Consider the following 23,605-nt stretch of genomic DNA (forward strand, 5'->3'; position numbering starts at 1 on the left):
ATTGGCGCTAAAGTCGAACAAACTTTATCCGCCGCAAGCTGCTCGCGGATCTTATTTTTTTGCGTTCCGGTGCGGCGGGTCTACGCTATTAAACAGTATTATCAATGAGCACTGATGACACCGCAGCGCAGCAAAACGCTGCCGAATTCGCATGGCAGAACGATGATGTCTTTGGCCGCATTGCGGCTCGCTACGACCAGCTATGCGATGTATTTAGCTTTGGTATTCACAGACTCTGGAAACGGCGCGTCGCACGGCGTATAGCAAATGAAGAGTGGCGTACGCTACTCGATGGCGCGACCGGAACCGGCGACATCATTCTTCGCGTACTAGCCGATGCTTCAACTCAAGGACGCACAGTCATCGCATCAGACGTGAGCACAAAGATGCTCGCAATCGCAGAACAACGCCTACGCTCCTTCCAAGATACGCTGAGCCTCAGACTGCTTGATGCCGAGAACATGCCGTCCATACCGACAGATAGTATCGACGCATACTCTATTTCACTCGGCCTGAAAATCTGCAACCGCCACCTAGCAATCCAGGAAGCGCTGCGAGTTCTCACGCCAGGAGGCAGACTCATCGTCTTAGAAGCATCCAATATTCGCTGGAAGTTACTACATCGCGCCTATCTGACATACATGGCCGTCTGCATGCCAGCGCTCGGCTGGCTGGCAAGCGGTGGTGACGCGTCTGCGTACAGCTACTTATTACAAGGTGTTCGCGACTTCCCATCCGCCGAGCAGTTTGCTCAAGAGTTGCTAAACCATGGCTTCGAGGAGGTCGAATTCGAGCGACTATCACTTGGTATCGTCGCGATACACAGCGCGCGCAAACCACGCAAGAGGCCTTAACAAAGCGCGGTCGGCTGGGTTAAAGCTTCATCAACCCAGCAAGAACATGGTCACAATGAACAGCGGCAAATTGAAATTGTCGGCTAGATGTGGATAGGGATACTGGGCTGACCAGCTAGTGATTTATCAAGAGGAGAAATGCGTATGACACCGACAGAATTGATGAGAGAGTGGGTCGCCAGGTTCAATGCAGCAGACATACAAGGCTTGGCGGAGATGTACGCGGAAGACGCTGTTAATGAGCAGGCCGTTCTTGCTGAACCTTTGGTAGGCCGCTCGGCAATCCGCAAATTGCTTGAGGTCGATTTCGCTCGAGCAAAGATGGTGTGTATCGAAGAGCGTATCTATGAGTGCGGAGATACTGCGATTCTTCAATGGCGAGACCCACTCGGTTTGAAAGGTTGCGGGTTCTTCCAGTTTAGGGATGAAAAAATCTGCCATCAGAAGGGATATTTTGATCAACTATCGTTCTTTAAAGCGCAGGGTTTACCGGTTCCGCATGACTATCTCAATTCCTAAGCACAACGCAACACACAACAACAAAGAGCAGCAGCAAATTAAAATTGTCGGCTAAATGTGGATAGGAATGCTGGGCTTACTAGCCCAGCCTACGAGTTACGCCGCACACCCATTTACTTTCAAACATAGTTGTCAACCACAAGGAGTAAGACCATGAAAATTTCGGTAGAAACCATCGTCAAAGCGCCCATCGCCAAAGTCTGGAGCGCTTACACCACGCCGGACGACATCAAGCAATGGAATGCGGCTTCTGATGATTGGCACACGACCCAAGCCAGCGTCGATTTGCGTGCCGGTGGGGCGTTTTCATCGCGCATGGAGGCCAAAGACGGTAGCTTCGGTTTTGACTTCGCAGGTACCTATACCAAGATCGTGCCTCACGAGCTAATCGAGTATACCTTCGGCGACCGTACTGGGGTAGTCGAATTCATAGAGAACGAACTTGGCGTCAAGCTACGCGTCAGCTTCGACGCCGAAACCGAGCATCTGGTGGAACAACAACGTCAAGGATGGCAAGCTATCTTAGATAATTTTGCCAGACACGTTGAAGCCAAACAACCCGGTAGGCTGGGTTAAAGCTTCATCAACCCAGCATGCACATGGCAACAAAGAGCAGCTGCTAATTGAAATTATCGACTGAATGTGGGAAGGGATGCTGGGCTTACTAGCCCAGCCTACGAACTGCACTACAAAGCTTATTTATCGAAAAGTGCTTTTGCGTACGAATAGCTTGCAGCAGCATTGTCGAGGCTTGGCATTAACGACTGCCGGGTAATTCCCAGATCGAAGAGTCTGCGTAATAACTCATCAGCTTCAGCGCGGTAGGCTGGGTTAAAGCTTCATCAACCCAGCATGCACATGGCAACAAAGAGCAGTCGCAAATTGAAATTATCGGCTAGATGTGGAAAGGGATGCTGGGCTGAATAACCCAGCCTACGGGCTGTAACCGTTAGGTGTTGTCAGGCATGTGGTCGCTCTTGCCATTACACGCGTAAAACTGTCGAAATATTTTACACACGCACGCAATAAAAAAGATAAGCTATTGATTTATAACATATTTCTATGAGTGGCATAATAATTGCTTATATTGAAACTTCTAAATCTCACTATTTTAAAGTCTCATAAATGAAAAATTCCAAACTTATTTCTATCATTTTAATGGCTGCGTTATCCTCTATTTTGATGACAGCGAACGCTTCCCAAATCACCCAAGCAGAATATGATGCTGCGTCCAACTTGGTTAACTTTAATACGATTGGAGACGGTACTTTAGTATCAACACAATACACTGCTAATGGCGTTACGTTCAGTGGTCAAATCGTTGGACAGACAAGTGGTGATGGCGTTTTTTCATCGACCTCAGCGAACACTTACTATGCACCTAACCGCACTGATACATGGGGGGCTAAATTCTCCAGCACAGTTAGCTCTGTTGGTTTCTATGCAGAATATTGGCAGCAAGATGTGATCACTTTAGGTGTCTATAACAACAACGTACTTTTAGGCACGTACAATTTTAACAAGCCAAACGATGATATCTACTCCACCTATATGATCGGTGTCACGGATAGCAATGCGTTTGATGAAATTCGTTTCTCAATCTCAGGGAGCTCCAATCATTTCTTCAACATGGATAACTTCAAATTTCAAACAGCGACGCAACAAAATGTTCCAGAACCAACATCGATCGCAATGTTTGGCCTTGGCCTCGTTGCTTTAGCATATCTCCGTCGTAAATCTGCATAAGCATACTTCTCGGTAAAAAAGCCACCTGTTCTAAGGTGGCTTTTTTTGTTTGTTGTTTGCGTTAGTTGAGATTTGACCTGCACTCCCAATCATGGCGAATGCAATAGACCCTTTAAGGTACATAGCAATTAGCGATAGTGCACGCCGTTTGATTATGGAACGGTGCGATTTAAAAACTATTTGCTTACCGGCGCAGTTGAATTTGATGGAGTGGCGGGGAATCGACTCGGTCGTGGGCGCTAGGACATGAATGTCCCCTTTTTCGGCGCGCTAAAGCACGCAAAAAGCCTGGTTGCCGGGCGTAATGCCCTTCAGCAAGCGTAGCGTGCGTAAATCGTAGGGTGCGCCATGCGCACCACGCACACCATTAATCGCCAATAATTTCCAGCTTTTGATTTTGAGTCATTGGTGCGCATGGCGCACCCTACAAATGTGAACGCACTATGCCAGTAAGGCGTCATGGGCTTCGTCTATTTTGTATTTAAAATCGCAGCGCCTGCCTGCCAATTCAAGCCCGGCCAGCCAGCAATCCCTGTACCAGCGCTAGTAAGGCGGCTTGTTCGGCTGCCGGGCTGAACAAGGGGGCGCGTTGCGTGCATGCCTGGACGATTTCTTGATAGTAGCCGTGCTGCAGTTCCTGGTCCTGGCGGCAGCGTTGTAGTAAGGCGGCGAGTCCGGCGGCATCGTCTAGCTCAAAATAGCCTGGGTAATTTTCGCCTAGCATGCCGAGATTGCCGGGGATGCGTGAGGCCAGTACCGGAGTGCCGCTACAGACTGCCTCCAGCACCACATGCGCGCCGCCCTCGATGCGGCTACTGTGTACCAAGACATGCGCATGCTGGATATGCCTGAGCGTGCGACTGTGCGATTGACTACCTAACCAGCGGTAATGCGGATACTGGCTGGCACAGGCTTGCGCTTGCGCGCCCAACTCTGGCTCTAGTGCCGCCCCGATATGATCAATGAAAATGTCAGACTGGGCGGCAAGTAGCGCGGCAGCGGCGAACAGGGTTTGCGGTGATTTTTCGGCGCGCAGATGGCCGACCATCAGGGCGCGTAAGTGCTGCGGCGTTTTCTGTGCCGGGGCGCGGCTGGCACTCGATTGGAAGATCACCTGGGCTTTATGGCGCAACTCTGGCGGCAAGGCATCCGGCCCGCGTTCTTGCAACACCACCAGTGCTTGCGCGTAACGCAGCGAGGCTTGCGCCGCCGGGTCGCTGAGTATGTCGCGGTATAAGTCGGTGCCGGTCAACACCAGGCCCAGGCCGGGCGCATCCGCAGTAACGCTTAGTCTGTGCGCCCACCGCGCAATCGAGCTGGCCGAACGGCGCGCATGCAGGGCCAGCAAGACTTCGGCTGGCTCACCGTCCCATTCTTGCGCGATCTTGGTCTGATAGTAAGGGCTGAGCATCTGCGACCAGCGCCAGGCGGTCTGCCAATTGCCGTTATTCGCCGCGGCCAGGGCCGGGCTGAGTATGAGTACGCGTGGCTGTTTCATAACCAGCAGTGTAAGGCATAGGCAAAAAATTTTGATAAATGTGTGGCCAAAGCTGTGGCAAATTCTGCGCAATAGTCTGCGCTGTCACGTGCAAATGGCGTTGATTTCGGGTCTAATATACAATTCGCCCCCCGTCATTCCCTTTTCACTGAGGATATCCCATGTTTAAATTGTCTGCCACGCGTGCCCTTGCTGCCGCCCTTAGCTTTAGCTTGCTGAGTTTTACTGGTCTGTTACACGCGCAGGCGGTCTTTAAAGTCACCGCCATCCCGGATGAATCGCCAACTGAACTAGCGCGTAAAGCCGCGCCTCTGGTCAAATATCTGGAAAAGACCTTGGGCATGAAGGTCGAATTTACCCCGGTGACTGACTACGCCGCCTCGGTAGAGGCGCTGGCCAACAAGCAGGTTGATCTGGCCTGGTACGGTGGTTTTACTTTTGTGCAAGCCAGTGTGCGCTCGGGCGGCAAGGTGATCCCGCTGGTGCAGCGTGAAGAAGATGCTAAATTTCGCTCGGTCTTCATCACTAGCGACCCTGCTATCAAAACGCTGGCTGATCTGAAGGGCAAGAACGTCAGCTTCGGTTCGCAGTCCAGCACTTCCGGCCATCTGATGCCACGTAGCTTTTTACTGCAAGCCAATATCGATCCGGATAAAGATTTTAAACGCGTGGCTTACTCCGGTGCACATGATGCGACCATCGCTGCGGTAGTGGCGGGCAAGGTCGATGCTGGTGCTTTGAATATTTCGGTGTGGGAGAAATTTGTCGCCGACGGTAAAGTCGACACGAATAAAGTGCGCGTGTTTTACACCACGCCAGGGTTTTATGATTACAACTGGACGGTACACGCCGACATGCCAGCGGCACAACGCGAAAAATTGACTAAGGCTTTCTTGAGCCTGGATCGCGCTAGCCCAGAAGGCAAAGAAATTTTAGAGTTGCAACGTGCCACCCGCTTCATCCCTACCAAAGCTGAAAATTACAAGGGCATAGAACAAGCGGCACATAGCGCTGGTTTGCTCAAGTAAGCTAAGCATGAAGTTAGATTTACGCGCAGTCTCGGGCCGGCATCCGGCCGCCAAGCCGGATGCCGCGCCCGCCTTGCGTGAACTCAGCCTGAGTTTGCGCTCTGGCGAACAGCTTGCCATCATCGGCCCCTCGGGGGCTGGCAAGACCACGCTCTTGCATTTGATGGCGTGTGCGCTACAGCCATCGCAGGGCAGTCTGCAACTGGACGATAGCGATCCCTGGCAACTCTCGCGCAGCGCCTTGCAAAAGCTGCGTGGCCAGCTGTTTTTAGCACCACAGGTGCCGCCCTTGCCACCGCGCCAAAGAGTGGTGACGGCGGTGCTGGCCGGGCGTCTGCCGCATGAAAATATCTGGGCGAGTCTGCGCAGTCTGTTTTATCCGCAAGACATTCCACGCGCCGAACGCGCGCTGGCCAGCTTTGATCTGAGCGATAAATTATTTGAACGGGTCGACCGACTCTCAGGCGGCGAACGTCAGCGCGTCGGCCTGGCGCGTGCGCTGCTGTCTGAAGCCACGCTGTTGCTGGTCGATGAGCCACTGTCGGCGCTCGATCCGCAGCGCGGCGAGCAGGCCATAGTTGCACTGACCGCCGCCGCCAGTGCGCGCACCGCAACACTGGTAGCCAGTCTGCATCATGTAGAGATGGCGCTGACGCATTTTCCGCGCATCGTCGGTTTGCGCGATGGTGCCTTGTTCTTTGATCTGCCTGCCGCTGAAGTCAGCCCACAAATTTTGCAGGCGCTGTATGCGCAAAAACTGCATGAACTGAGCGGCCCTGCCCTGCCCACTGACGAGCAATTCCCAGGCGCGCCGGTACCAGTGGTGATGTTGTGCCGTTGACCTCAGCAATGCCTGAGCCAGCGCTGCGTGATCCGGCCTGGCGCGGGCGGCTGTTCTGGGCGCTGGCTAGTCTGGCGCTGTTGTGGCCAACTTTAGTCCTGACCGAATTTAAACCCTGGATCTTGCTAGAGCCGGATGCCTTGAAACCGGCCTGGAATTTTATCAGCGCGTTTTTTCCGCCACGGTCTGATCCCGAATTTTTACTCTTACTGGCGCGGGAAACCTGGCGCACCGTGGCGATGGCAACTGCTGGTATGAGCCTAGCCCTGCTGCTGGCGCTACCCTTATCACTGCTGTCGGTGCGGGTCTTGTCGCTGTCGGCACTCACTGGCCGTATGGCGCTGCTACCGGCCATACTGCGGCAATTGGTGCGCTGGACCCTGATGGTGCTGCGCAGCGTTCCTGAGCTGGTCTGGGCGCTGGTGTTTGTACGGGTGGTGGGCTTGGGGCCGACCTCGGGCGTACTGGCCATCGCACTGACCTACGGCGGCATGCTGGGCAAGGTGTACGCCGATATTCTCGAAAGCAGCGATGCGCATGCCAGCAGCAGCCTGATGCGCAATGGCGCGGGTCGCCTGCAAACTTTTTTCTATGCGCTACTGCCGCAAAATGCCGCCGAGCTGACCAGCTACACCGTGTACCGCTGGGAATGCGCGATACGCTCCAGCGCAGTGCTGGGTTTTGTCGGCGCTGGCGGTCTGGGGCAATTGATGGATAGTTCCATGAAGATGTTTAATGGCGCGGAAGTGGCTAGCATCTTGCTGGTGTTCATGGCGCTAGTCTGGCTGGCCGACCGCATCAGCGCCGCCTTACGCAAAATTTTGGCATAAACATGCAAGCTCCTCAGCCACCACCGACCAAACAAGCAAGCACCCCAGCGACCACCCAATTGCCGCCCAAGCTGTTTAACGCGCGTTGTCTGTCGTGCTGGTTAGTCTTGGGCGTCGCGCTGCTGGTGCTGGCCAGCTTTACTACCCTCAATCTGCAATGGGCGCAGTTTTTCTCCTGGGATGCGATTAGCCGCATGGGACGCTTTGTGGGAGAACTAATGCATCCCGAAAGCAGCTCCGCTTTTCTGCACAAGCTAGCGCTGGCGACCCTAGAAACTCTGGCGATGTCGGCACTCGGTACCTTCATCGCGCTGATACTCGGCGTGCTGCTGGCACTACCGGCCAGCAAGGCGCATGCGCAAGACCCGGCGCGCTGGCGTGGCCCGGCGCGTTTGCTGCTGAATGCCCTACGCAGCACGCCGGAACTGGTGTGGGCTACCTTACTCTTGATTGCCGCTGGTCTCGGCCCGTTTGCCGGGACTCTGGCGCTAGGTCTGCATACGGCTGGCGTGTTGGGCCGCCTGTTTGCCGAAGCCATAGAAAATGCGCCGCCAGAACCCGGCTTTGCACTACGTCTGCGTGGCATCTCTGAAACCCGGATATTTTTGTACGCCAGCTTGCCGCAAGTTTTGCCGCAACTACTCAGTTACACCCTGTACCGCTGGGAAAATAATATCCGCGCCGCCGCCGTGCTAGGGGTGGTCGGTGCCGGCGGCCTGGGCCAGATGCTGGCCTTCCACATGGGCCTGTTCCAGATGGGCGAAACCAGCAGCGTCTTGCTGGCCATGATGCTGCTGGTAGCGCTGGTCGATGCGCTCAGCTATCTGATACGCAGTGCTTTATCGCGCTGAAACGGCCAGCTTGCCTGGCGCAGCCACTGCGGCCTCAGGCTTGGCCGAGCTACTGGACTGCGGCTTTGGGCTGCCAGGGCGTTGCGCTTCTTGCCCCAGTTGCTTCTGGCGCGCGGCATTGAGCTCTTCAATGGTAGGAGGCTTACGACTATCCGGCTGGCATGGGCCTTCCTGATAATGCACAGCCCCTTTGACGCTGCACTTGTACACCGGAGTTGCCACGGCAGACGGCAACAGCAGCTGAGCGAGGGCGAATGCCAGGACCATTGATTTAACCATGGGTAAAGCGAGCAGATGAGTGAAGCGCAATTTGCGATAAGCGTGCATGAAGTAAAGCCTAAGAGATAGATCCGTCGCCGTGATCGGTATAGCGGAAGTGTGAAACAGTTTTAAGGTAAATCGCTCAAAACGCGCTTGCAGCATGGTTTTTCAAAGCCCTAGTGAAGATTTAATCGCTTAAAAAAAACCATAAAAAACCTTATTGCAATTGCTTTTCATTCTATCAATAAATTAGTTAATTTGAAATTGTTTTAATTTCTTCTTGATCTGCGCCTAGGCTTGATGACTTGCGATACTCCCCCTAGTGTTTTTCTATTGCCCAATGAATATATGCGCGAATGGCAGGTTTTATTGAAAAAATAGGGGGTATATTCTTTGGCTGGCTTTTGATGTGGGCTTTAAGCGCTGTAGATTGTAATAGCGCGGTGTATTGCGCACCACTTAATGCGCCTTACGGCTTTGAAGCTTAATCTGATCAGTCACGCAAGGCGCAGCTACTTTGATAAGAGCGTATTCTGATCGTGTATTAATCTCCAGCCGCCACGCTCCTTGTTGAATACCAAGCTGAGCAAGTAGTGCATCTTGTATTCGACTCCAGCCTCGTCCAGGTCCGCGTATTTAACATCAAGCACGGCGACGCCAGCGCTGGCATTGGATGTCGCGCTTAATATTTGATATGACCACGACCAGTCCCGATCAGCCAGCCAGGCTTGAGTTGATTTCTTGAACTCTGCGCTGGACTTCGAAAGTCGGCCATTAGGTAAGATGAAAGTCAAAGTATCAGCCTCAGTTAAGGTCGACTCAAAAGCGACCCAATCTCTGTTTTCAATCGCTGCAAGATGTGTCCTAAGTGCCGCATCAAAGCTGCTCGTGTTGGCGACTGCAGACAGTTGCCATAACAATGGCAGTATCAAGGCAAGGCGACGAATACTGCTTGATGTTTTCATGTGATATCCGGAAAAACTGAGATGTCTGTTGATGGCTAGGAAGGTCCGTCAGCGCTGTAGGGTGTAATAGCGCAGCGTATTACAGCATTTTAAGCATCCCATGCGGCGCAATACGCTACGCTATTGACGCCCTACCCAATGCGCCATACGGCCTTGCCCCCCCTACCAGGCTTGTTGACAATCCGTGTTGAATGCAAGCTTAGGCATTTCGACCTTGGCTTCTTAAGATTCCTTTATTTGGCATTGACGGGACCCTTGGTCTTGGCGTCGGAGTCGTACCAGTAGTCTTCACCCTTGAGGCGGCGATCTCCCTGAATGGTGTAGGTGATGAATCCTTGCTTGAACACCAGCGCGCCATCGCTGCGTTTGGCTTTCACTAGCTTGCCGTTCACCTTGACTTGTTCTTGGTTGTTGATCTGGATCTCCGCCACAGTAGCGCCAGTGGGCCCAACCGCCACCCAATTGCCGGCATATGGTGGCAGATTGGCCTGCGCGCTCTGAACTGCGCTTGCGGCGGGAGTCTCCGTGACGACGTTCGCCTTGGCGTTTTCTGCTTTGCTCTTGTTGATGTCACAGCCTTGCATCTCGCTCATTTGGGTGCAACCGGAACGTTCAAGCTTCTGACGGTATTTTGCGTCGATTGCATGGGCGGGCGTATTTACCAACAGCAGGCTGGTAATGACGACAATGAAATTTTTCTTCATTTGTTTAGCTTTCAAAATTTTAGGCGATTCAAAGGCATCACCATGAGCCTCAACGCTGAGGTGCCGGAATTGCCGCCACCGTAAAATTAATAAGGAGAAAATCGACATTGGCGCCCCACTGATCGTCTTGTTAAGTCGGGTGGGCACAGCAGCATCGTGCCCACGCGTGAGGCTCAAACAACAGATCAGCTTAAGCCCATCAAAGCAAATCCTCCATGCAGAGCTGTCGGTCCATCTCTGCGTGGGCACAAAAACCTGCCCCCCCCTACCAGGCTGGCCGCTCATTTTGATTGAGATAACCCCAAATTCTCAAATACGATTGCTCTATCGAATACGGGATATTGAACCTTGCCATGATACGAAAAATCTCTTCCGAAATATCGATCTCTTTATCTGAAATTAGATGACCTCTAAACTCTCGTCTAACAAGTTCAAAATCTACCCATTCGATTGCCGGACTTTCGTCGAACATCTCATTCCACCACACTGGACTAAAACCATAAATAACACTCGAATCAATCCGTTTATAGCGCACATTTGGATTTATTTCGTTTTCCACTTCAAATGCGTTACATAGCTCTTTCCATTTGGTGCTATTCATTACAGAAACCAATTGGCGTTCATTTCTAATTTTTAGCAACTTTGGATTCATGGTCGAACCGTATAACGCCGATTTGAAAGGCGCGCGCGCCAATCAGTAAATTTGAAGAGAACGCATATTCGCACGTCACTTTCGAAAGTCATGTTAAGAGGCATGGTTACGTTCCAAGACTTTTGCAATCAAAGGCTGCGTATACAGAACCTCGAGACTTAGGCACGTATCATCACCTGAATGATGGAACTCGCCTTCGTCAAATGCTTGATAGACCGCAAATAAGATAGGGGGCACTTCATCATCGGTTACTGCCCAAAAGTCAGGCGAAGTGGCAAGTAAGAAAAGTGAGTTCATAATGCAGTCCCCGCAATCATAGGTCATTCTTCCATCGGCATATTGGCGTGCAACGTGAAGCGCCACCATGTCGCAACATGCAAGCAACGACAGTTCGACCGATTCAGCAAAGAACCTCAGCTCTCGAAATCTAAGAGAACTGTTTTCCGCCGCATTGAGAACGTCAACGAGATCGATGATTTTTGCCTCTTAACTAGAAATGTCCGTCACCGTGACGGGCGAAACGGACGGGTGTCGCAATTTAAGAGCAAGCTATCAAAACCCAAGTCCAGCTTGGCTTTTCTGCGATGTACTATAAATGCGGTGAGTACTAAAAAATCCTGAAAAGCGTGATTGCTGTTGCCTTTCATTTTATCAATAATATTGACATATTTGAAATCAATTTCAATTTTTATTGCCCAGAATGCTGGCCATGTGGGCACGCTGCCAGTTTAGTCAGAATCGCCTTTTTGCGTCTTTCCTTACGCGACTGGCTGGGCTGCTTAAATATACTCCCCCTAGTGTTTTTTAACGCCCAATGAATATATGGGCGAATCGTACGTTTCATTAAAAAATGGGGGGAGTATGTAATTTTCTTGGGTTTTTATGGCGGCTAACAACAGATCAGCTTAAGCCCATCAAAGCAACTCCTCCATGCATAGCTGTCGGTTCATCTCTGCGTGGGCACAAAAACCTGCCCACCCTAGCAAGCTGCTTAGCCTATGGTGAGATCTCCCATGCGTGGATCGCTGATCGTGGCGAGGCCGGTTTCCATGCGTCCGGCGAAGCGCCGGATGTAGGTCGGATATTCGCTACAGCTCACTGTGAAGTCATACCAATTGCCGCTGTTGCTGAGCTTGATGCTGATCTGCTGTTGCTGTCCGGCGGCGACTGTGGCGTTCCACTGTTGGCCAGGGAAATAGGCGTTGGCGCTGATTTTGTAATGCAGATTGCTGTTGCCGCTATTGTGCAAATGGAAGACGATTTCACCGTTGGCGGGGTCGTAGCGCAATTCTGGTTTGGCACTGGCCTGCATGATATTGCCCCTGAAATGGCGATGGAAGCCATTCGGGCCGAGTAGCCAGATATCATATTCGCCCTTCAGTAAATCGCTGACATACCAGCTGTCGCTGAGTTGTTGGCCGGCCGCTACGGTGTAGCGTCTGGGCATCAGCAACAGGTGTTTTTTATCGTAGACATGGAACACGGCGGCTTGTTCGCCCTGGTTGATGAAGTCGATCGTGAGGCTATGTTTTAGACGCTCGCATTGATCCTGGCAATTGAGCTGATACGGCAAGGCGCGTGATGGCCGTATGCCGCTCGCTTGCTGAGGTAAATCACCGCGGCTAAACAGTATCGGTAGTTTTCTTCCGGGCAGCGCCTGGGCGCGTTCGGCGCGTTCTTTGGTGAGTGGAAATTGCGAAAAAAAGCTAGCGTCATCCGGTTCTGCAAAATTAAAGGCGGAGCTTAAATCACCGCAAACGGCGCTGCGCCAAGGGCTGATATTCGGTTCTTCTACGCCAAAACGTTTAGCAATAAATCGCAAAATCGAGGTGTGGTCGAATACCTGAGAATTGACCCAGCCGCCCTTACTCCAGGGTGAAATCACATAGCAAGGTACGCGTGCACCTAAGCCATACGGCCGGTGCAGATGCAAGCCGTTGTCATCTTGTGGACTCTTGTGGTGGTGGTATTCGCCCGTGGTGTCTACGCTGGATTTGCCGGCTTGCTTGCGCAAGCTGGGGTTCTCGCTCCAGAAGCTATACGAGGGTACGGCAGGGGCTGGCACGTGGTCGAAGAAGCCGTCGTTTTCATCAAAATTGACGATGAAGACGGTTTTACTCCAGACTTCGGGATTGGCGGTCAGCGCTTCCAGCACGCGTGCGGTGTAGTCGGCACCTTGGGCCGGGCTAGATGGCCCCGGATGCTCGGAGCCTGCCGCAGTGGCGATGATCCAGCTCACTTGCGGCAAGCTGTTATTGGTGACGTCTTCCAGCAGTTTATCGAGATCGCGTTGTCCGAAGGCTTTATCCATTAAATCCGGATCAAGATTTGGATCGCGATCGGCATCGCGGTAAGTCTTAAATCCTGCCAGCGGATTGTCGGTGAAATTGTCGTTTAAATCCTGATAAATTTTCCAGCTGATACCGGCGCTTTGCAAGCGTTCGGGGTAAGTGTGCCAGGTGTAACTGTCGGCGTAATTATCCGCCCCCAGACTGTCGTGGCTATTCCCGACGGCCGGGCCGTTACCGAGCGGGGGCGCGCCGTTGCTGCCGCTCCAGTGAAAGATGCGGTTGGTATTGGTGCCGCCCATAAACGAGCAGTGGTAGGCGTCACACAAGGTAAACGCATTGGCCAGCGCAAACTGAAACGGGATGTCGCGCTCTTTAAAATATCCCATAGAGTGATTGGTTTTCGTCACAGGCCAAAAAGACATGCGCCCATGATCCCAGGCATTTTGCGCATCTGGCCAGGTGTGGGGCGTGCCCTCGACCCGCATGTAAGAGAAATCTTGTTCAGTATTCAGATGAAAAGGCCGCACGCTCATTGGTAGCAAAGCACCCTGGGTCCATACCGAGCGACCGCTGGCCAGCGGTATCGGGAAAGGATCGGCAAAACCACGCACCCCTGGCAGGGTGCCGAAATAATGATCAAAAGAGCGATTTTCTTGCATCAGGATCACGATGTGTTCTACATCTTCTATCGTGCCGGTACGGTAATTGGCCGGTATCGCCAGGGCTTTTTGTATGCTCAGCGGGAGTAAGGAGGCCGCAGATAGCGCGCCTAATCCCTGGCTAGAACGGCGTAAAAAATCGCGGCGCTGGATGTTGCTGGTGGGCTTGCTCATGAGCTTTCCTTAAGTTTTTGAGAGAGTGGCTGATCGATGGCTAATGCTCTGCTCGCAGGCAAGTGGCTGCGATGCGTGTTGGCTGAGTTGGCAGAATTAACTAAATTGCCTGAATCGGCTGGAATTATTGCAAAGCAATATGGCAGGCGTATGTCGCCAACCCGCCATTTAAGTATCCGTTTGGACTATGGCGATGGTTTACGATTGGGGGTTTTGCGGCCGCGCTCTTGCGCATAAGCCATGCGCTTCTCACAGTATCTAGCCCTGAAAGCCACCTGAAAGCCGCATGGGCTATGCCTGTTGGCTGTCTGTTGGCGCTGGCTATCTGGAAACCCGCATTGGCTATGCGCTAGATCCCTTGGCCTACTGTGCTCAAGCCCGGCTCAGGTTTTATTTTTTGGAGGGAAGCCACTACTTATGAACAGGCGCTTGAAAGTCGGGTGGGCACAGCAGCATCGTGCCCACGCCTAAGGCTCAAACCACGACAAATCAGCTTAAGCCCATCAAAGCAAATCCTCCATGCATAGCTAGCGGCTCATCTCTGCGTGGGCACAAAACCTGACCACCCTAGCAGGCTGAAAGGCGCAAGGTTGAGCGCCATTAGGCTTTTGCAGACTACTATTTCCAACTTCTAAAACAGTGAATTAGCAGGTAGATTCCAAATCCGGTTCCGATTGGAAAACCAGAAAGCATGACCACGGCGATAACTATCGACGTAACTCGCGCCCAGATGCTTTTACGAAATGCACCTTTTGCCGTGAAATAGTGAAGCGCAGCTAATCCGGCCAAAAACAAAAAGACAAGCCAGAATTCAAGAATTTGTGGAAATACTCCGAATGCTATAAGAGCCACGGATAGGGCTGTGACCACCACATAAAGCCACGAAATGAACTTGTGGGCTTTTGCCACTTTGATGTAACTCTTTTCCTCTTCCATTTTTTGTGTAAGCTCTCCGAATGATTTTGTGTGAAACAGCCTAACTCGATATGTCCGTCACCGTGACGGGCGAAACGGACGGGTGTCTTATAAACATTTAAGAGCAAGCTCTCAAAACCCGAGTTCAGCGATGTAGGGTGTAATAGCGCAGCGTATTGCACCATTTTAAGCATTCCATGCGGCGCAATACGCTGCGCTATTGGCGCCCTACCTAATGCGCCTTACGGCCTTAGTTAGTTCTTTCCAAGAAACTTCATCAAAGCGTCTGAGGGGAAGCTCCCAGGATCAAATTGCCTGCGCTCCAGCAATTCAATGAAACTTCGGCAGAAGGCCTCCTGACGTTCGGAATCTAGTTGAGCCAGTGCGTTGGAATAGTTCTGAGAATAGTAGCCAATATGAAGCCCGATCTGAATCTGATCCTGCCCTGAAAGAGCATGAATGGTTTGGTCTACCTTTTCGAAGTATGGCTTTTGCCTCTCCCTAAACTCTCGGTAAGCCAGTTTCAAACTCTCTGCTGTAGCCACGTCAGTCTTTTCGTCGAATAGCTTCTTGCACAAAACGTAAAACTTTGGCGTTGTAGCCTCGGATAATAGGATCACCCCCATTTCATTTGGCGATCGCTGTTCTTCCTCTGCATGTGCGATTACTGGCATAACTAAGAGGAAAATCAAACTCATCCATACTCTCATCGTAATGGCCTAACTAGATATGTCCCTCACCGTGACGGGCGAAACGGACGGGTGTCGCATAAAAATTTAAGAGCAAGCTCTCAAAACCCAAGTTCAGCTTGGCTTTCCCGAGATGTACTGTAAATGCGATTGGTACTAAAAAATCGTGAAAAGCGTGATTGCTGTTGTCTTTCATTTTATCAACAATATTGACATATTTGAAATCAATTTCAAATTTTATTGTCCAGAATGCTAGTCATGTGGGCGCGCTGCCAGTTTAGTCAGGGTCGCTTTTTTTGCGTCTTTCCTTACGCGTCTGGCTGGGCTGCCTCAACATACTCCCCCTAGTGTTTTTTTTCGCCCAATTAATATATGCGCGAATAGCCTGTTTTATTAAAAAATGGGGGGAGTATATGTTTTTGCGCCTCATGTTGCGGGGTTTGCCGGGTGTTGCGCTGCTTCGCAGGCGGCTGCATCCTTGTGGTAAGCCGCTACTTATTGGCCGGCGCTTGACAGCTCATCCAATAAATTGGACAATCCATCCACCATGACAGAAACCACTCCCCACCCCAACAACAACGAAGACCTGAATCTGCGGATTGCCAGGCGGATTAGCGGCTTGCGGGCCGAGCGTGGTATGTCGCTTGAGGCGCTGGCGAGCAAGTGCCATGTCAGCCGTTCTATGATTTCTTTGATAGAGCGCGGCGAGAGTAGCCCGACCGCGGTGGTCTTGGATAAGCTGGCCTTCGGCCTCGGTGTCACTTTGGCCTCTTTGTTTGAAGAGCCGCAAGACGCGGCCAGCCCTTTGGTGCGGCGCGCCGAGCAATTGCTGTGGACCGATCCGCAATCTGGCTATGTGCGCAGAAATATCTCGCCACCGCATTTTCGCTCGCCGCTACAGATCGTTGAAGTGCTGTTTCCGGCGGGTGCCACCGTCAGTTATCAGGCGGGCCAGCGCGACAGCGGGATACCGCAGCAGATCTGGCTGCTCGAAGGCAGTATGGAAATCAGCTCGGGCGGTATTCACTATAGTTTGCAAGCGGGCGATTGTCTGGCCATGCAAGAACACCATGAAATTGTCTATCACAATAGCAGCGCCTTGCCGGCGCGCTATCTGGTGGTGATCAATAGCGATTTTTCTCAGCCCACCAGGAGATAGTCTTGCAGCCCATTTTTACGATACAGCAAATTACAGCACTCGCTAGGCCCGACGATCTGCCCGCCTTGAGCGAACTACTGATCGATTGTGTCGAAGGCGGCGCCTCGGTCAGTTTTATGCAACCTTTAGCGCCTGCCAAGGCGGATGCCTTCTGGCTGGGCGTCATCACTAGCGCAGCAGCCGCGCAGCGCGTTTTGCTGGTGGCGAGAAATCCTGTCGGACGTATCGTTGGCACTGTGCAAGTAATTACCAGTCAGCCAGAGAATCAGCCGCACCGCGCCGATATTTCTAAATTACTGGTGCACCGTAGCGCCCGTTGTCAGGGTATCGCTGCCGCCCTGATGGATGCCGCCGATGTGGCGGCGCGCGCGGCGGGAAAAAGTTTACTGGTGCTCGATACCGCCACCGGCGGTGGGGCCGAAAGCCTGTATCAACGCCTGGGCTGGATACAGTGCGGCATGATTCCGGATTATGCGCTGTGGCCGCAAGGTGGATTGTGTTCGACCACGCTGTTTTATAAATCTTTGTCTGCGTGAGTAAGACTATGCCTGATAGCACAATTTCTATCGCGTTTGAATCCACCGATCAGGCCGATGTGATGGCCTTAATCGCCGCACTGGACGCCTATCAACATACGCTGTACCCACCGGCCAGCGTGTATGCGCTCGATCTCGCCAGCGTCGCGCAAGATCAGTTGCTCTTGGCGGTCGCGCGTGATGCGCAAGGTGTGGCCTTAGGATGTGGCGCTTTGGTATTAACAGCAAGCTATGCTGAACTCAAGCGCATGTATGTGCTGCCTGATCAACGTGGACGCGGCATTGCAAAAGGCATCTTGGCGCACTTGGAAAATGCCGCAAAAAAATCTGATTGCGCACTGATGATGTTGGAGACCGGCACGTTACAACCGCAAGCCCAGCGTTTGTATGCGCAGGCCGGTTATCTGGTGTGCGCGGCATTCGGGACTTATCCCGAAGATGAATTTAGTGTGTTCATGCAAAAACAGTTGGCTGCGGCGAGCTAAGACAGCTCTAGGACTTATGCAAAATTGTTCCAGCTAGGCGTAGCGCCGAAGACAGTACTTCGGTACGGCAAGGCGGAGACAAGGACGCTGGGGCGGTTTTGCGTAAGTCCTAAGCTTATTGCCGGGCACGTCGGCTGCCATGCTCTCTTTGCTGGCTGAGGTTTTTTGTGGCAACAAAAATCCCGAGCAAAAAATAAGTTGAATTTGTCCGCGCTAAGACAGTTTATTGCCGGGCACGTCGGCTGCCATGCTCTCTTTGCCGACTGAGGGTCTTAGTAGCGACAAAAATCTCGCGCAGGAAATAGATGAAGCTGCCGACCAGGGCCAGGATGCCGCCGACAAATAAGGCAGCGATGGTTTTATCTAATCCCAGACCGATGGCGTCGGCCAAAAACAGCGCGCTAATCACCAGACAAATCAACAGGCCACAGGTGGTGCTGAGGGTGATGGCGCGGTTGATCAGATGAGTACGTTCGTACAGCTCATCGAGCTCCAGCAACAAGCCCGGCTTTAGGGGCAGTTTGGCATCATCCGGTATCAAGTCTTCCAGTACCCGGCAGCGATCGATGATGCGCGCCAGCCGATTGGTGAGTACCGTCAGCGTGGTACCGACGCCGGTCAGCAAAAACACTGGCGCAATCGCGAGTTGAATAATGTGGCTGACGTCGCCCAGTTGTAGTGTGATCAAAATAGCTTCCTGGCTGCGTGAATTCTACGAATACTCAATTCTAACAGCCAGTTAGAAAAACCTCATCAGGAAGCCGGTTTTATCGGCAAACTCAGTAGCACTTGCAAGCCACCCTCGGGCAGATTACTCAGCTGCAGGCTGCCACCATGTTGCTGCGCGATGTTCTGGGCGATGGTCAAGCCCAAACCGGTGCCACCGGTATGGCGCGAGCGTGAACTCTCGATACGATAAAAAGGTTCGAACACTTTGCCTTGCTGATCGGCAGGAATACCGCTGCCGCCATCGCGTATCAAAATATGGATGAGCCGATTGCCGGCCGCTTCTACGGTTTCCATACTGAGTCTGGCGTGATGGCCGTATTTAACCGCATTGTCGATCAGATTATTCAGGCAGCGGCGCAGCGATTGCGGTCTGGCCATAACAGTGACGCCAGACTTGCCGCTCAGACTGACATCCTGGCCAGCGTCGCTGGCATCGATGCAAACACTGTCTAGTAAAGAGTCGAGATCGAGCGCCTTTAAGGACTCGTGGCTATCCATACTGCGCGCCAGATCCAGGCCTTCTCTGACCATCATTTGCATATCTGACAGATCTCCAATCAGCTTGTCACGCAACTCTTGATCGCCGACTTTTTCTAGTCGCAAACGCAGCCGCGTCAGCGGTGTTTGCAGATCATGGGTAATCGCCGCCAGCATGTGGGTGCGCTGCTGTATGTGTTGGCGTATCCGTGCTTGCATAGCATTGAAAGCCTTGGTGGCCTGCACGATTTCTGTGGTGCCGCGTTCGGGCAAAGCGGGACGGTTGATGTCATGCCCCAGATCGGTGGCCGCTTGCGCCAATTGGTTTAAGGGGCGCATGGTCATGCGTGAGACCAGATAAGCCAGCACCGCGATGATGCTTAAGAACAGCAGCAAATACAGAAAAAAATCATTGCGTAAAGGCGGCATAGGATTGCGCGGCGGTAAAATCATTAATTTTAGAGCGCTGCCATCGTGTAGGGTAATGCCCAGGGCTTCGCAAGGAATATGCACCTGTTTATGCTCGCGCGGCCGCTTCGGGCAATCTTCTAGCTTTTGCGGTAAAGAAATGACCTTGAAGGTTTTACCTAATCGCTCGCTGAGCGCCACCGCATAGGGCGACTCCGGAACTTGGTCGCTGCTCACTTGCGGCAAGGTGGTGACGCGCAAACCCAGGCGTGGCGCGGTATCCAGAAAGGCTTGCCGATTTTCTGCCGGCAAGGCATCGACCGCCAACACCAATTGCTCGGCCCGTTCTACCGCGTGCGAATCGCGAAATTGCGCAATAGTTTTTTGCCGCTCACCAAAGGTCAGCCAACCGGTCAGCAAGGTGGCACTGACTACACCGAGTAATAAAATGGCGAACACCCGCCCCGACATGGATTTAAAAATGTTCATAGACTTTATTCAGCAGTCACCGTGACTGCCAGTACATAGCCGCCATTGCGTACGGTTTTGATGATTTGCGGTGTGCGCGCATCTTCGCGTAATTTTTGACGCAGGCGGCTGATCTGAATATCGATAGAGCGATCAAAGGGATCGGCATCGCGGCCGTGCATGATATTAAGTAACTGATCGCGGTTTAAGACTTGATTGGGCTGCTCTAAAAAAATGTTCAGCAAGCGGTATTCGGCACCAGATAAAGCGACCACCATTTCATCCGGACTGATCAGGTGGCGCGCGGTTAAATCTAAAGTCCAGTCGGCAAATTTAAGCTTTTGAACTTCGGCGCCGCTGCCGTCATGTAAAGATGAATTACTACGACGCAAGACGCTGCGTATGCGTGCCAATAGCTCACGCGGCTCGAAAGGCTTAGCCAAATAATCGTCGGCCCCCATTTCCAGGCCGATGATGCGGTCTAGTGGCTCGCTTCTGGCGGTCAGCATAATCACAGGCATATTCGATTTTGCCCGCAAATTGCGGCATAGCGTTAAGCCATCATCGCCAGGCATATTTAAATCGAGCACCAGTAAATCGAATTTATGCTCGTTCAGCGTGGCCCACATGGCAAGGCCATCGGCCGCAGTCATGGCGAGATAGCCATTGAGCTCTAGGTAATCGGCCAGCAGGCTGCGTATTTCACTGTCATCGTCAACGATGAGTATCTTATTTGGGGTATCCATGCTTCTCATTATCGGTGCACCTCACTCTCATTGAAACTTTGATTTTGTATCGCTATGTTAGCGTAAGCCTGGTTTGAAACAGTGCGAAACAATCGGCCGCAGTATTCTGCTCACTCGTTACACTGCGATACAAAGCATTGATCTATGACACTTGTCTACGCGCTGTTTGCTGCAATATAGCTCATGTGCAAGGCACAGTAGGCAAACAAATGCAGCAATGCAAGCATATTGCCTGATTCAATCCACCATATAAAGGAAGATCATGAAATCATTGAAAAACAAATTTTTCATAGGCTTGACTGCAGTTGCCATTACTGCCGCAGGCGGCGTGTTTGCTCAAAATGCCGGTAGCGGTATGGGCGCTATGCATGGAGGCGAAGGCATGGATCACGCCAAAATGCATGAAAAAATGAAGGCCGGCATGGAAAAACACCTGGCGCAATTGCATGCCAAGCTCAGACTGAGCGAAGCACAAGAGCCAGCCTGGAAAACATTTATCGCGGCGAGTACGCCCACTAGCATGCCGACGCCACCTGACCGCAAGGAAATGGACAAGTTGACGACACCAGAGCGTATGGAAAAAATGTTGGAACGCGGCCAAGAACATCAGGCCAAGATGCAGGAACGTTTGACTGCCTTAAAAAGCTTTTATGCGGTGCTGACACCAGAACAGCAAAAGATTTTCGATGATAGCCATCGCAATATGCGTCACCAATTCATGCAACACAAACAGCCAGCAGAACCAGCTAAGGCGAGTAAATAGTACGACGCCAGTTTAAAAAAGGCTAATTACGGAAAGCGCCGTAATTAGCCGTTTTTGATTTAAAACTAAATACTGAAATCAGTCGCAGCTTGGGAATTCCAGTTTTGGATCCAGCCTATCATGTCGGCTTCTATCATGGGCTTGGCAATTAAGAAGCCTTGACCTTCATGGCAACCCATATCGCGCAATACTTGCCAATGGTGTTCGGTTTCTATTCCTTCAGCGATCAGCTGCAGACCGAGTTTTTTACCCAATTGGGTAATCAATTCGGCGATACGCGGGCCATCCGGGCTATCAATTTGATTGACAAAAGCGCGGTCAATTTTGAGCCTGTCTACCGGTAGTTTATCGAGATAGCTGAGCGAAGAAAATCCTGTACCAAAGTCATCAATCGCGATCTGCACGCCCATTTGCTTAAATTTGGCGAGCGACTCTTCAAACACTTCGGCCCCTGCCATGGTGACCGATTCTGTGATTTCCAATTCCAAAAACTGCGGCTGCAAGCCGGTATCGCTTAGCGCTGTTTCTACAATATGGATGAAGTCCGGCTGGCGAAATTGTATGACCGAGACATTCACGCCCATTCTATCGGGCGCCAGGCCAGCCTCTTGCAACAGCACCATGGCATGGCAAGCAGTACGCAACACCCAGGCACCGAGGCTGATGATCAAGCCAGAGTGCTCGGCTAAGGGAATAAAATCATTGGGCGGTATCATCAGCCCCTCGTCGGTGCGCCAGCGTAACAGCGCTTCGAAACCGATCAGGCGGCGACTGTTCAGATCGACCTGAGGTTGATACGCCAAAAATAGGCGATCGGCGTCAAAGGCCTTGTGCAAATGCTGCATTAAGCGCGCCCGTTCGCGTATTTCTATCCCCATTTCACGCGTAAAGATCGTATGCGAGCCACGCTGATGCCCCTTGGTGCGCTTGAGTGCAATACTCGCATCCTTCAAGGCATCAGCGCCGGTATTGGCATAGCCGTCTAGTTCCACGATGCCCATAGACATAGAGACGCTATGGGCGGTATCTTCGATCAGAAACATGCTGGAAAACAAGTCCTGCAATTTGTCTGGCTGCAAAGCGTCTTGCGCACCGAGTAAGCCAAATACATCACCGGAAATTCGCGCCAGAAAAATATCTGCGCCTAGACTTTCTTGCAAGCGATTCGCCACTGCTCTGAGCATTAAGTCGCCATAGTGATGCCCAAGCACATCATTGATTTCAGCAAAATCATCGATGTCGATTAACACCAGCATTTGCTGCGCCAACTGTTTTTGTAGCGCATCGTCGATTTGCTCTATGAACTTTAAACGATTCGGCAGCATCAGCAATTGATCGCGATAGGCGTGGCTTTTGAGCTGGGTGACCAAGCCCAAATTATCCAGACAGACGCCCAAATTCGAACAAAATACTTCTAGTAACTGTTGATCGATTTCACTTAAGGCATACGGCAAATCGATATACGCAGCGACCGGCCGATTGCCCTGCCCAGAAAAATACAGTGTCATATTTTTTTGGTTAAATATGGAGACTCGATTGGTCAAGGCGTGCTTGAGTGACTCGCGTATCTCTTTGATCTCGATATCATCAATAGGGCAATTCATTAGCTTGCTATAGTGACCGGCCGAAGCGATAACACTAAAACGCGTGCTATGGCCGGTCTGATCGGGGTAATCACCTTGAGCACATAACAGGCCCTCGGGCGGCACCCCACATAGCGCTGCGATCTGGGTAATCACACCGGAAGCGAAGCCATGTATGCCGTCTTCTACCGAGAATGAGGCACTGGAAACAATGATCTGATGCAGGCCGCGACGACTGGCATCGATGGTGCGAATTTGATCGTAAGAGCGGATTGCGGCAGTCAGTGCCGTCAGCAATTTTTTGCGGGTAAGTTCGTTCTTGGTTTTGTAGTCGTTGATATCGTAGTCGCGGATCGCGTCTTCTTCTGGCGCATATCCAGGTTGACCAGTACGCAAGATGATGCGGGTATCGCGCCATTTCAATTCATCGCGGATGAAACTGACCAACTCCAAACCGGCTTGTTCAGTCTCCATCACGACATCGAGCAAGACTACCGCAATCTCGGATTCCTGCGCGAAACGCTCGCGGGTTTCGGCTTTCGAATAGGTGTGAATGAATGCCAGTTGACGATTAAGGATTTTGACATCGAGCAGGGCAAATTCGGTGGCACGATGTACGTCTTCATCATCATCGACTATCGCAATTTTCCAAACCCGCTGGGCTAAATGGCTAAGGGCAGGATCGAGGACATCTTCTTCGATGAAAAGCGCATCATCGTCTTGACCAAATAGATTGTTTGACATGTTTTTCCCAAAAAGATAGCACGCTCGCAA

The 23,605-nt window shown here is 51.9% G+C and carries 25 protein-coding genes; 12 read left to right on the forward strand and 13 right to left on the reverse strand.

What is annotated here, in order from left to right; genetic code table 11:
• Positions 1–104 precede the first annotated feature (104 nt).
• From EJN92_RS07930 to EJN92_RS07945, 4 genes are all read left to right on the forward strand, one after another.
• Positions 105–854 carry a ubiquinone/menaquinone biosynthesis methyltransferase gene (locus tag EJN92_RS07930; RefSeq protein ID WP_126127323.1) on the forward strand — a complete coding sequence of 250 codons (750 nt, stop codon included), beginning with the start codon at positions 105–107 and terminating at the stop codon, positions 852–854.
• Between the two features lie 144 nt (positions 855–998).
• Positions 999–1,373: a nuclear transport factor 2 family protein gene (locus EJN92_RS07935; RefSeq protein WP_126127324.1), complete on the forward strand. Its 375-nt coding sequence runs from the start codon at positions 999–1,001 to the stop codon at positions 1,371–1,373.
• A 153-nt stretch (positions 1,374–1,526) separates the two neighbouring features.
• Complete coding sequence (locus tag EJN92_RS07940) at positions 1,527–1,949, forward strand: SRPBCC family protein (protein WP_126127325.1); 423 nt, start codon at positions 1,527–1,529, stop codon at positions 1,947–1,949.
• Positions 1,950–2,498: 549 nt separating this feature from the next.
• Positions 2,499–3,119 (forward strand): PEP-CTERM sorting domain-containing protein, encoded by a 621-nt coding sequence (locus tag EJN92_RS07945; protein WP_126127326.1) that lies wholly within the window; start codon positions 2,499–2,501, stop codon positions 3,117–3,119.
• A 508-nt stretch (positions 3,120–3,627) separates the two neighbouring features.
• Here the strand turns inward: EJN92_RS07945 and senB are convergent.
• A complete protein-coding gene (gene senB, locus EJN92_RS07950; RefSeq protein ID WP_126127327.1) occupies positions 3,628–4,617 on the reverse strand; it encodes a selenoneine biosynthesis selenosugar synthase SenB in 990 nt (329 codons plus the stop codon).
• Positions 4,618–4,778: 161 nt separating this feature from the next.
• Here senB and EJN92_RS07955 point away from each other — a divergent pair, with 161 nt between their 5' ends.
• Genes EJN92_RS07955 through phnE form a run of 4 tightly spaced genes read left to right on the forward strand, consistent with a single transcriptional unit; the run spans position 4,779 to position 8,167 of the window.
• Entirely contained in the window at positions 4,779–5,645 is an 867-nt protein-coding gene (locus EJN92_RS07955; RefSeq protein WP_126127328.1) for a putative selenate ABC transporter substrate-binding protein, read from the forward strand.
• A gap of 7 nt (positions 5,646–5,652) precedes the next feature.
• Positions 5,653–6,486, forward strand: coding sequence for a phosphonate ABC transporter ATP-binding protein (locus EJN92_RS07960; RefSeq protein ID WP_126127329.1), 834 nt, complete (start codon positions 5,653–5,655; stop codon positions 6,484–6,486).
• An 8-nt stretch (positions 6,487–6,494) separates the two neighbouring features.
• Positions 6,495–7,316 carry a PhnE/PtxC family ABC transporter permease gene (locus EJN92_RS07965; protein WP_126127330.1) on the forward strand — a complete coding sequence of 274 codons (822 nt, stop codon included), beginning with the start codon at positions 6,495–6,497 and terminating at the stop codon, positions 7,314–7,316.
• 2 nt (positions 7,317–7,318) lie between these two features.
• Positions 7,319–8,167, forward strand: a complete 849-nt coding sequence (gene phnE, locus EJN92_RS07970) for a phosphonate ABC transporter, permease protein PhnE (RefSeq protein ID WP_126127331.1) — start codon at positions 7,319–7,321, stop codon at positions 8,165–8,167.
• On the opposite strand, the gene EJN92_RS07975 is transcribed toward phnE, so the two are convergent.
• From EJN92_RS07975 to EJN92_RS08010, 8 genes are all read right to left on the reverse strand, one after another.
• Positions 8,156–8,494, reverse strand: a complete 339-nt coding sequence (locus EJN92_RS07975; RefSeq protein ID WP_126127332.1) for a hypothetical protein — start codon at positions 8,492–8,494, stop codon at positions 8,156–8,158. The genes phnE and EJN92_RS07975 overlap by 12 nt on opposite strands.
• A gap of 446 nt (positions 8,495–8,940) precedes the next feature.
• Positions 8,941–9,393, reverse strand: coding sequence for a nuclear transport factor 2 family protein (locus tag EJN92_RS07980; RefSeq protein ID WP_126127333.1), 453 nt, complete (start codon positions 9,391–9,393; stop codon positions 8,941–8,943).
• A 233-nt stretch (positions 9,394–9,626) separates the two neighbouring features.
• Positions 9,627–10,205, reverse strand: coding sequence for a hypothetical protein (locus EJN92_RS07985; RefSeq protein ID WP_227869757.1), 579 nt, complete (start codon positions 10,203–10,205; stop codon positions 9,627–9,629).
• Positions 10,206–10,362: 157 nt separating this feature from the next.
• Positions 10,363–10,749 (reverse strand): DUF6678 family protein, encoded by a 387-nt coding sequence (locus EJN92_RS07990; protein ID WP_126127334.1) that lies wholly within the window; start codon positions 10,747–10,749, stop codon positions 10,363–10,365.
• 93 nt (positions 10,750–10,842) lie between these two features.
• Positions 10,843–11,046, reverse strand: coding sequence for a hypothetical protein (locus EJN92_RS07995; RefSeq protein WP_126127335.1), 204 nt, complete (start codon positions 11,044–11,046; stop codon positions 10,843–10,845).
• Positions 11,047–11,740: 694 nt separating this feature from the next.
• Complete coding sequence (locus tag EJN92_RS08000) at positions 11,741–13,873, reverse strand: phosphocholine-specific phospholipase C (RefSeq protein WP_126127336.1); 2,133 nt, start codon at positions 13,871–13,873, stop codon at positions 11,741–11,743.
• Positions 13,874–14,491: 618 nt separating this feature from the next.
• The gene (locus EJN92_RS08005; RefSeq protein ID WP_126127337.1) at positions 14,492–14,809 is read right to left on the reverse strand and encodes a hypothetical protein; all 318 of its coding nucleotides are present in this window, start codon (positions 14,807–14,809) and stop codon (positions 14,492–14,494) included.
• Positions 14,810–15,042: 233 nt separating this feature from the next.
• Entirely contained in the window at positions 15,043–15,486 is a 444-nt protein-coding gene (locus tag EJN92_RS08010; RefSeq protein ID WP_126127338.1) for a hypothetical protein, read from the reverse strand.
• Between the two features lie 538 nt (positions 15,487–16,024).
• On the opposite strand from EJN92_RS08010, the gene EJN92_RS08015 reads away from it, so the two are divergent.
• The 3 genes from EJN92_RS08015 to EJN92_RS08025 are packed head-to-tail and all read left to right on the forward strand — an operon-like array spanning position 16,025 to position 17,657.
• Positions 16,025–16,636 carry a helix-turn-helix domain-containing protein gene (locus EJN92_RS08015; protein WP_126127339.1) on the forward strand — a complete coding sequence of 204 codons (612 nt, stop codon included), beginning with the start codon at positions 16,025–16,027 and terminating at the stop codon, positions 16,634–16,636.
• 2 nt (positions 16,637–16,638) lie between these two features.
• The gene (locus EJN92_RS08020) at positions 16,639–17,172 is read left to right on the forward strand and encodes a GNAT family N-acetyltransferase (protein WP_227869758.1); all 534 of its coding nucleotides are present in this window, start codon (positions 16,639–16,641) and stop codon (positions 17,170–17,172) included.
• A gap of 8 nt (positions 17,173–17,180) precedes the next feature.
• Positions 17,181–17,657, forward strand: a complete 477-nt coding sequence (locus tag EJN92_RS08025) for a GNAT family N-acetyltransferase (protein WP_227869759.1) — start codon at positions 17,181–17,183, stop codon at positions 17,655–17,657.
• 223 nt (positions 17,658–17,880) lie between these two features.
• Here EJN92_RS08025 and EJN92_RS08030 read toward each other — a convergent pair whose 3' ends face one another.
• From EJN92_RS08030 to EJN92_RS08040, 3 genes are all read right to left on the reverse strand, one after another.
• A complete protein-coding gene (locus EJN92_RS08030; protein ID WP_126129837.1) occupies positions 17,881–18,342 on the reverse strand; it encodes a DUF2721 domain-containing protein in 462 nt (153 codons plus the stop codon).
• 68 nt (positions 18,343–18,410) lie between these two features.
• Positions 18,411–19,760 carry an ATP-binding protein gene (locus EJN92_RS08035; protein ID WP_227869760.1) on the reverse strand — a complete coding sequence of 450 codons (1,350 nt, stop codon included), beginning with the start codon at positions 19,758–19,760 and terminating at the stop codon, positions 18,411–18,413.
• A 5-nt stretch (positions 19,761–19,765) separates the two neighbouring features.
• Positions 19,766–20,485, reverse strand: a complete 720-nt coding sequence (locus EJN92_RS08040; protein WP_126127340.1) for a response regulator — start codon at positions 20,483–20,485, stop codon at positions 19,766–19,768.
• Between the two features lie 262 nt (positions 20,486–20,747).
• Between EJN92_RS08040 and EJN92_RS08045 the strand changes: the two genes are divergently transcribed.
• The gene (locus EJN92_RS08045) at positions 20,748–21,248 is read left to right on the forward strand and encodes a Spy/CpxP family protein refolding chaperone (RefSeq protein WP_126127341.1); all 501 of its coding nucleotides are present in this window, start codon (positions 20,748–20,750) and stop codon (positions 21,246–21,248) included.
• Between the two features lie 65 nt (positions 21,249–21,313).
• On the opposite strand, the gene EJN92_RS08050 is transcribed toward EJN92_RS08045, so the two are convergent.
• Positions 21,314–23,575, reverse strand: coding sequence for a bifunctional diguanylate cyclase/phosphodiesterase (locus EJN92_RS08050; RefSeq protein WP_126127342.1), 2,262 nt, complete (start codon positions 23,573–23,575; stop codon positions 21,314–21,316).
• Between the last annotated feature and the right edge of the window lie 30 nt (positions 23,576–23,605).

Origin of the sequence: Undibacterium parvum, assembly GCF_003955735.1 — a bacterium.
Lineage (GTDB): Bacteria > Pseudomonadota > Gammaproteobacteria > Burkholderiales > Burkholderiaceae_D > Undibacterium > Undibacterium parvum.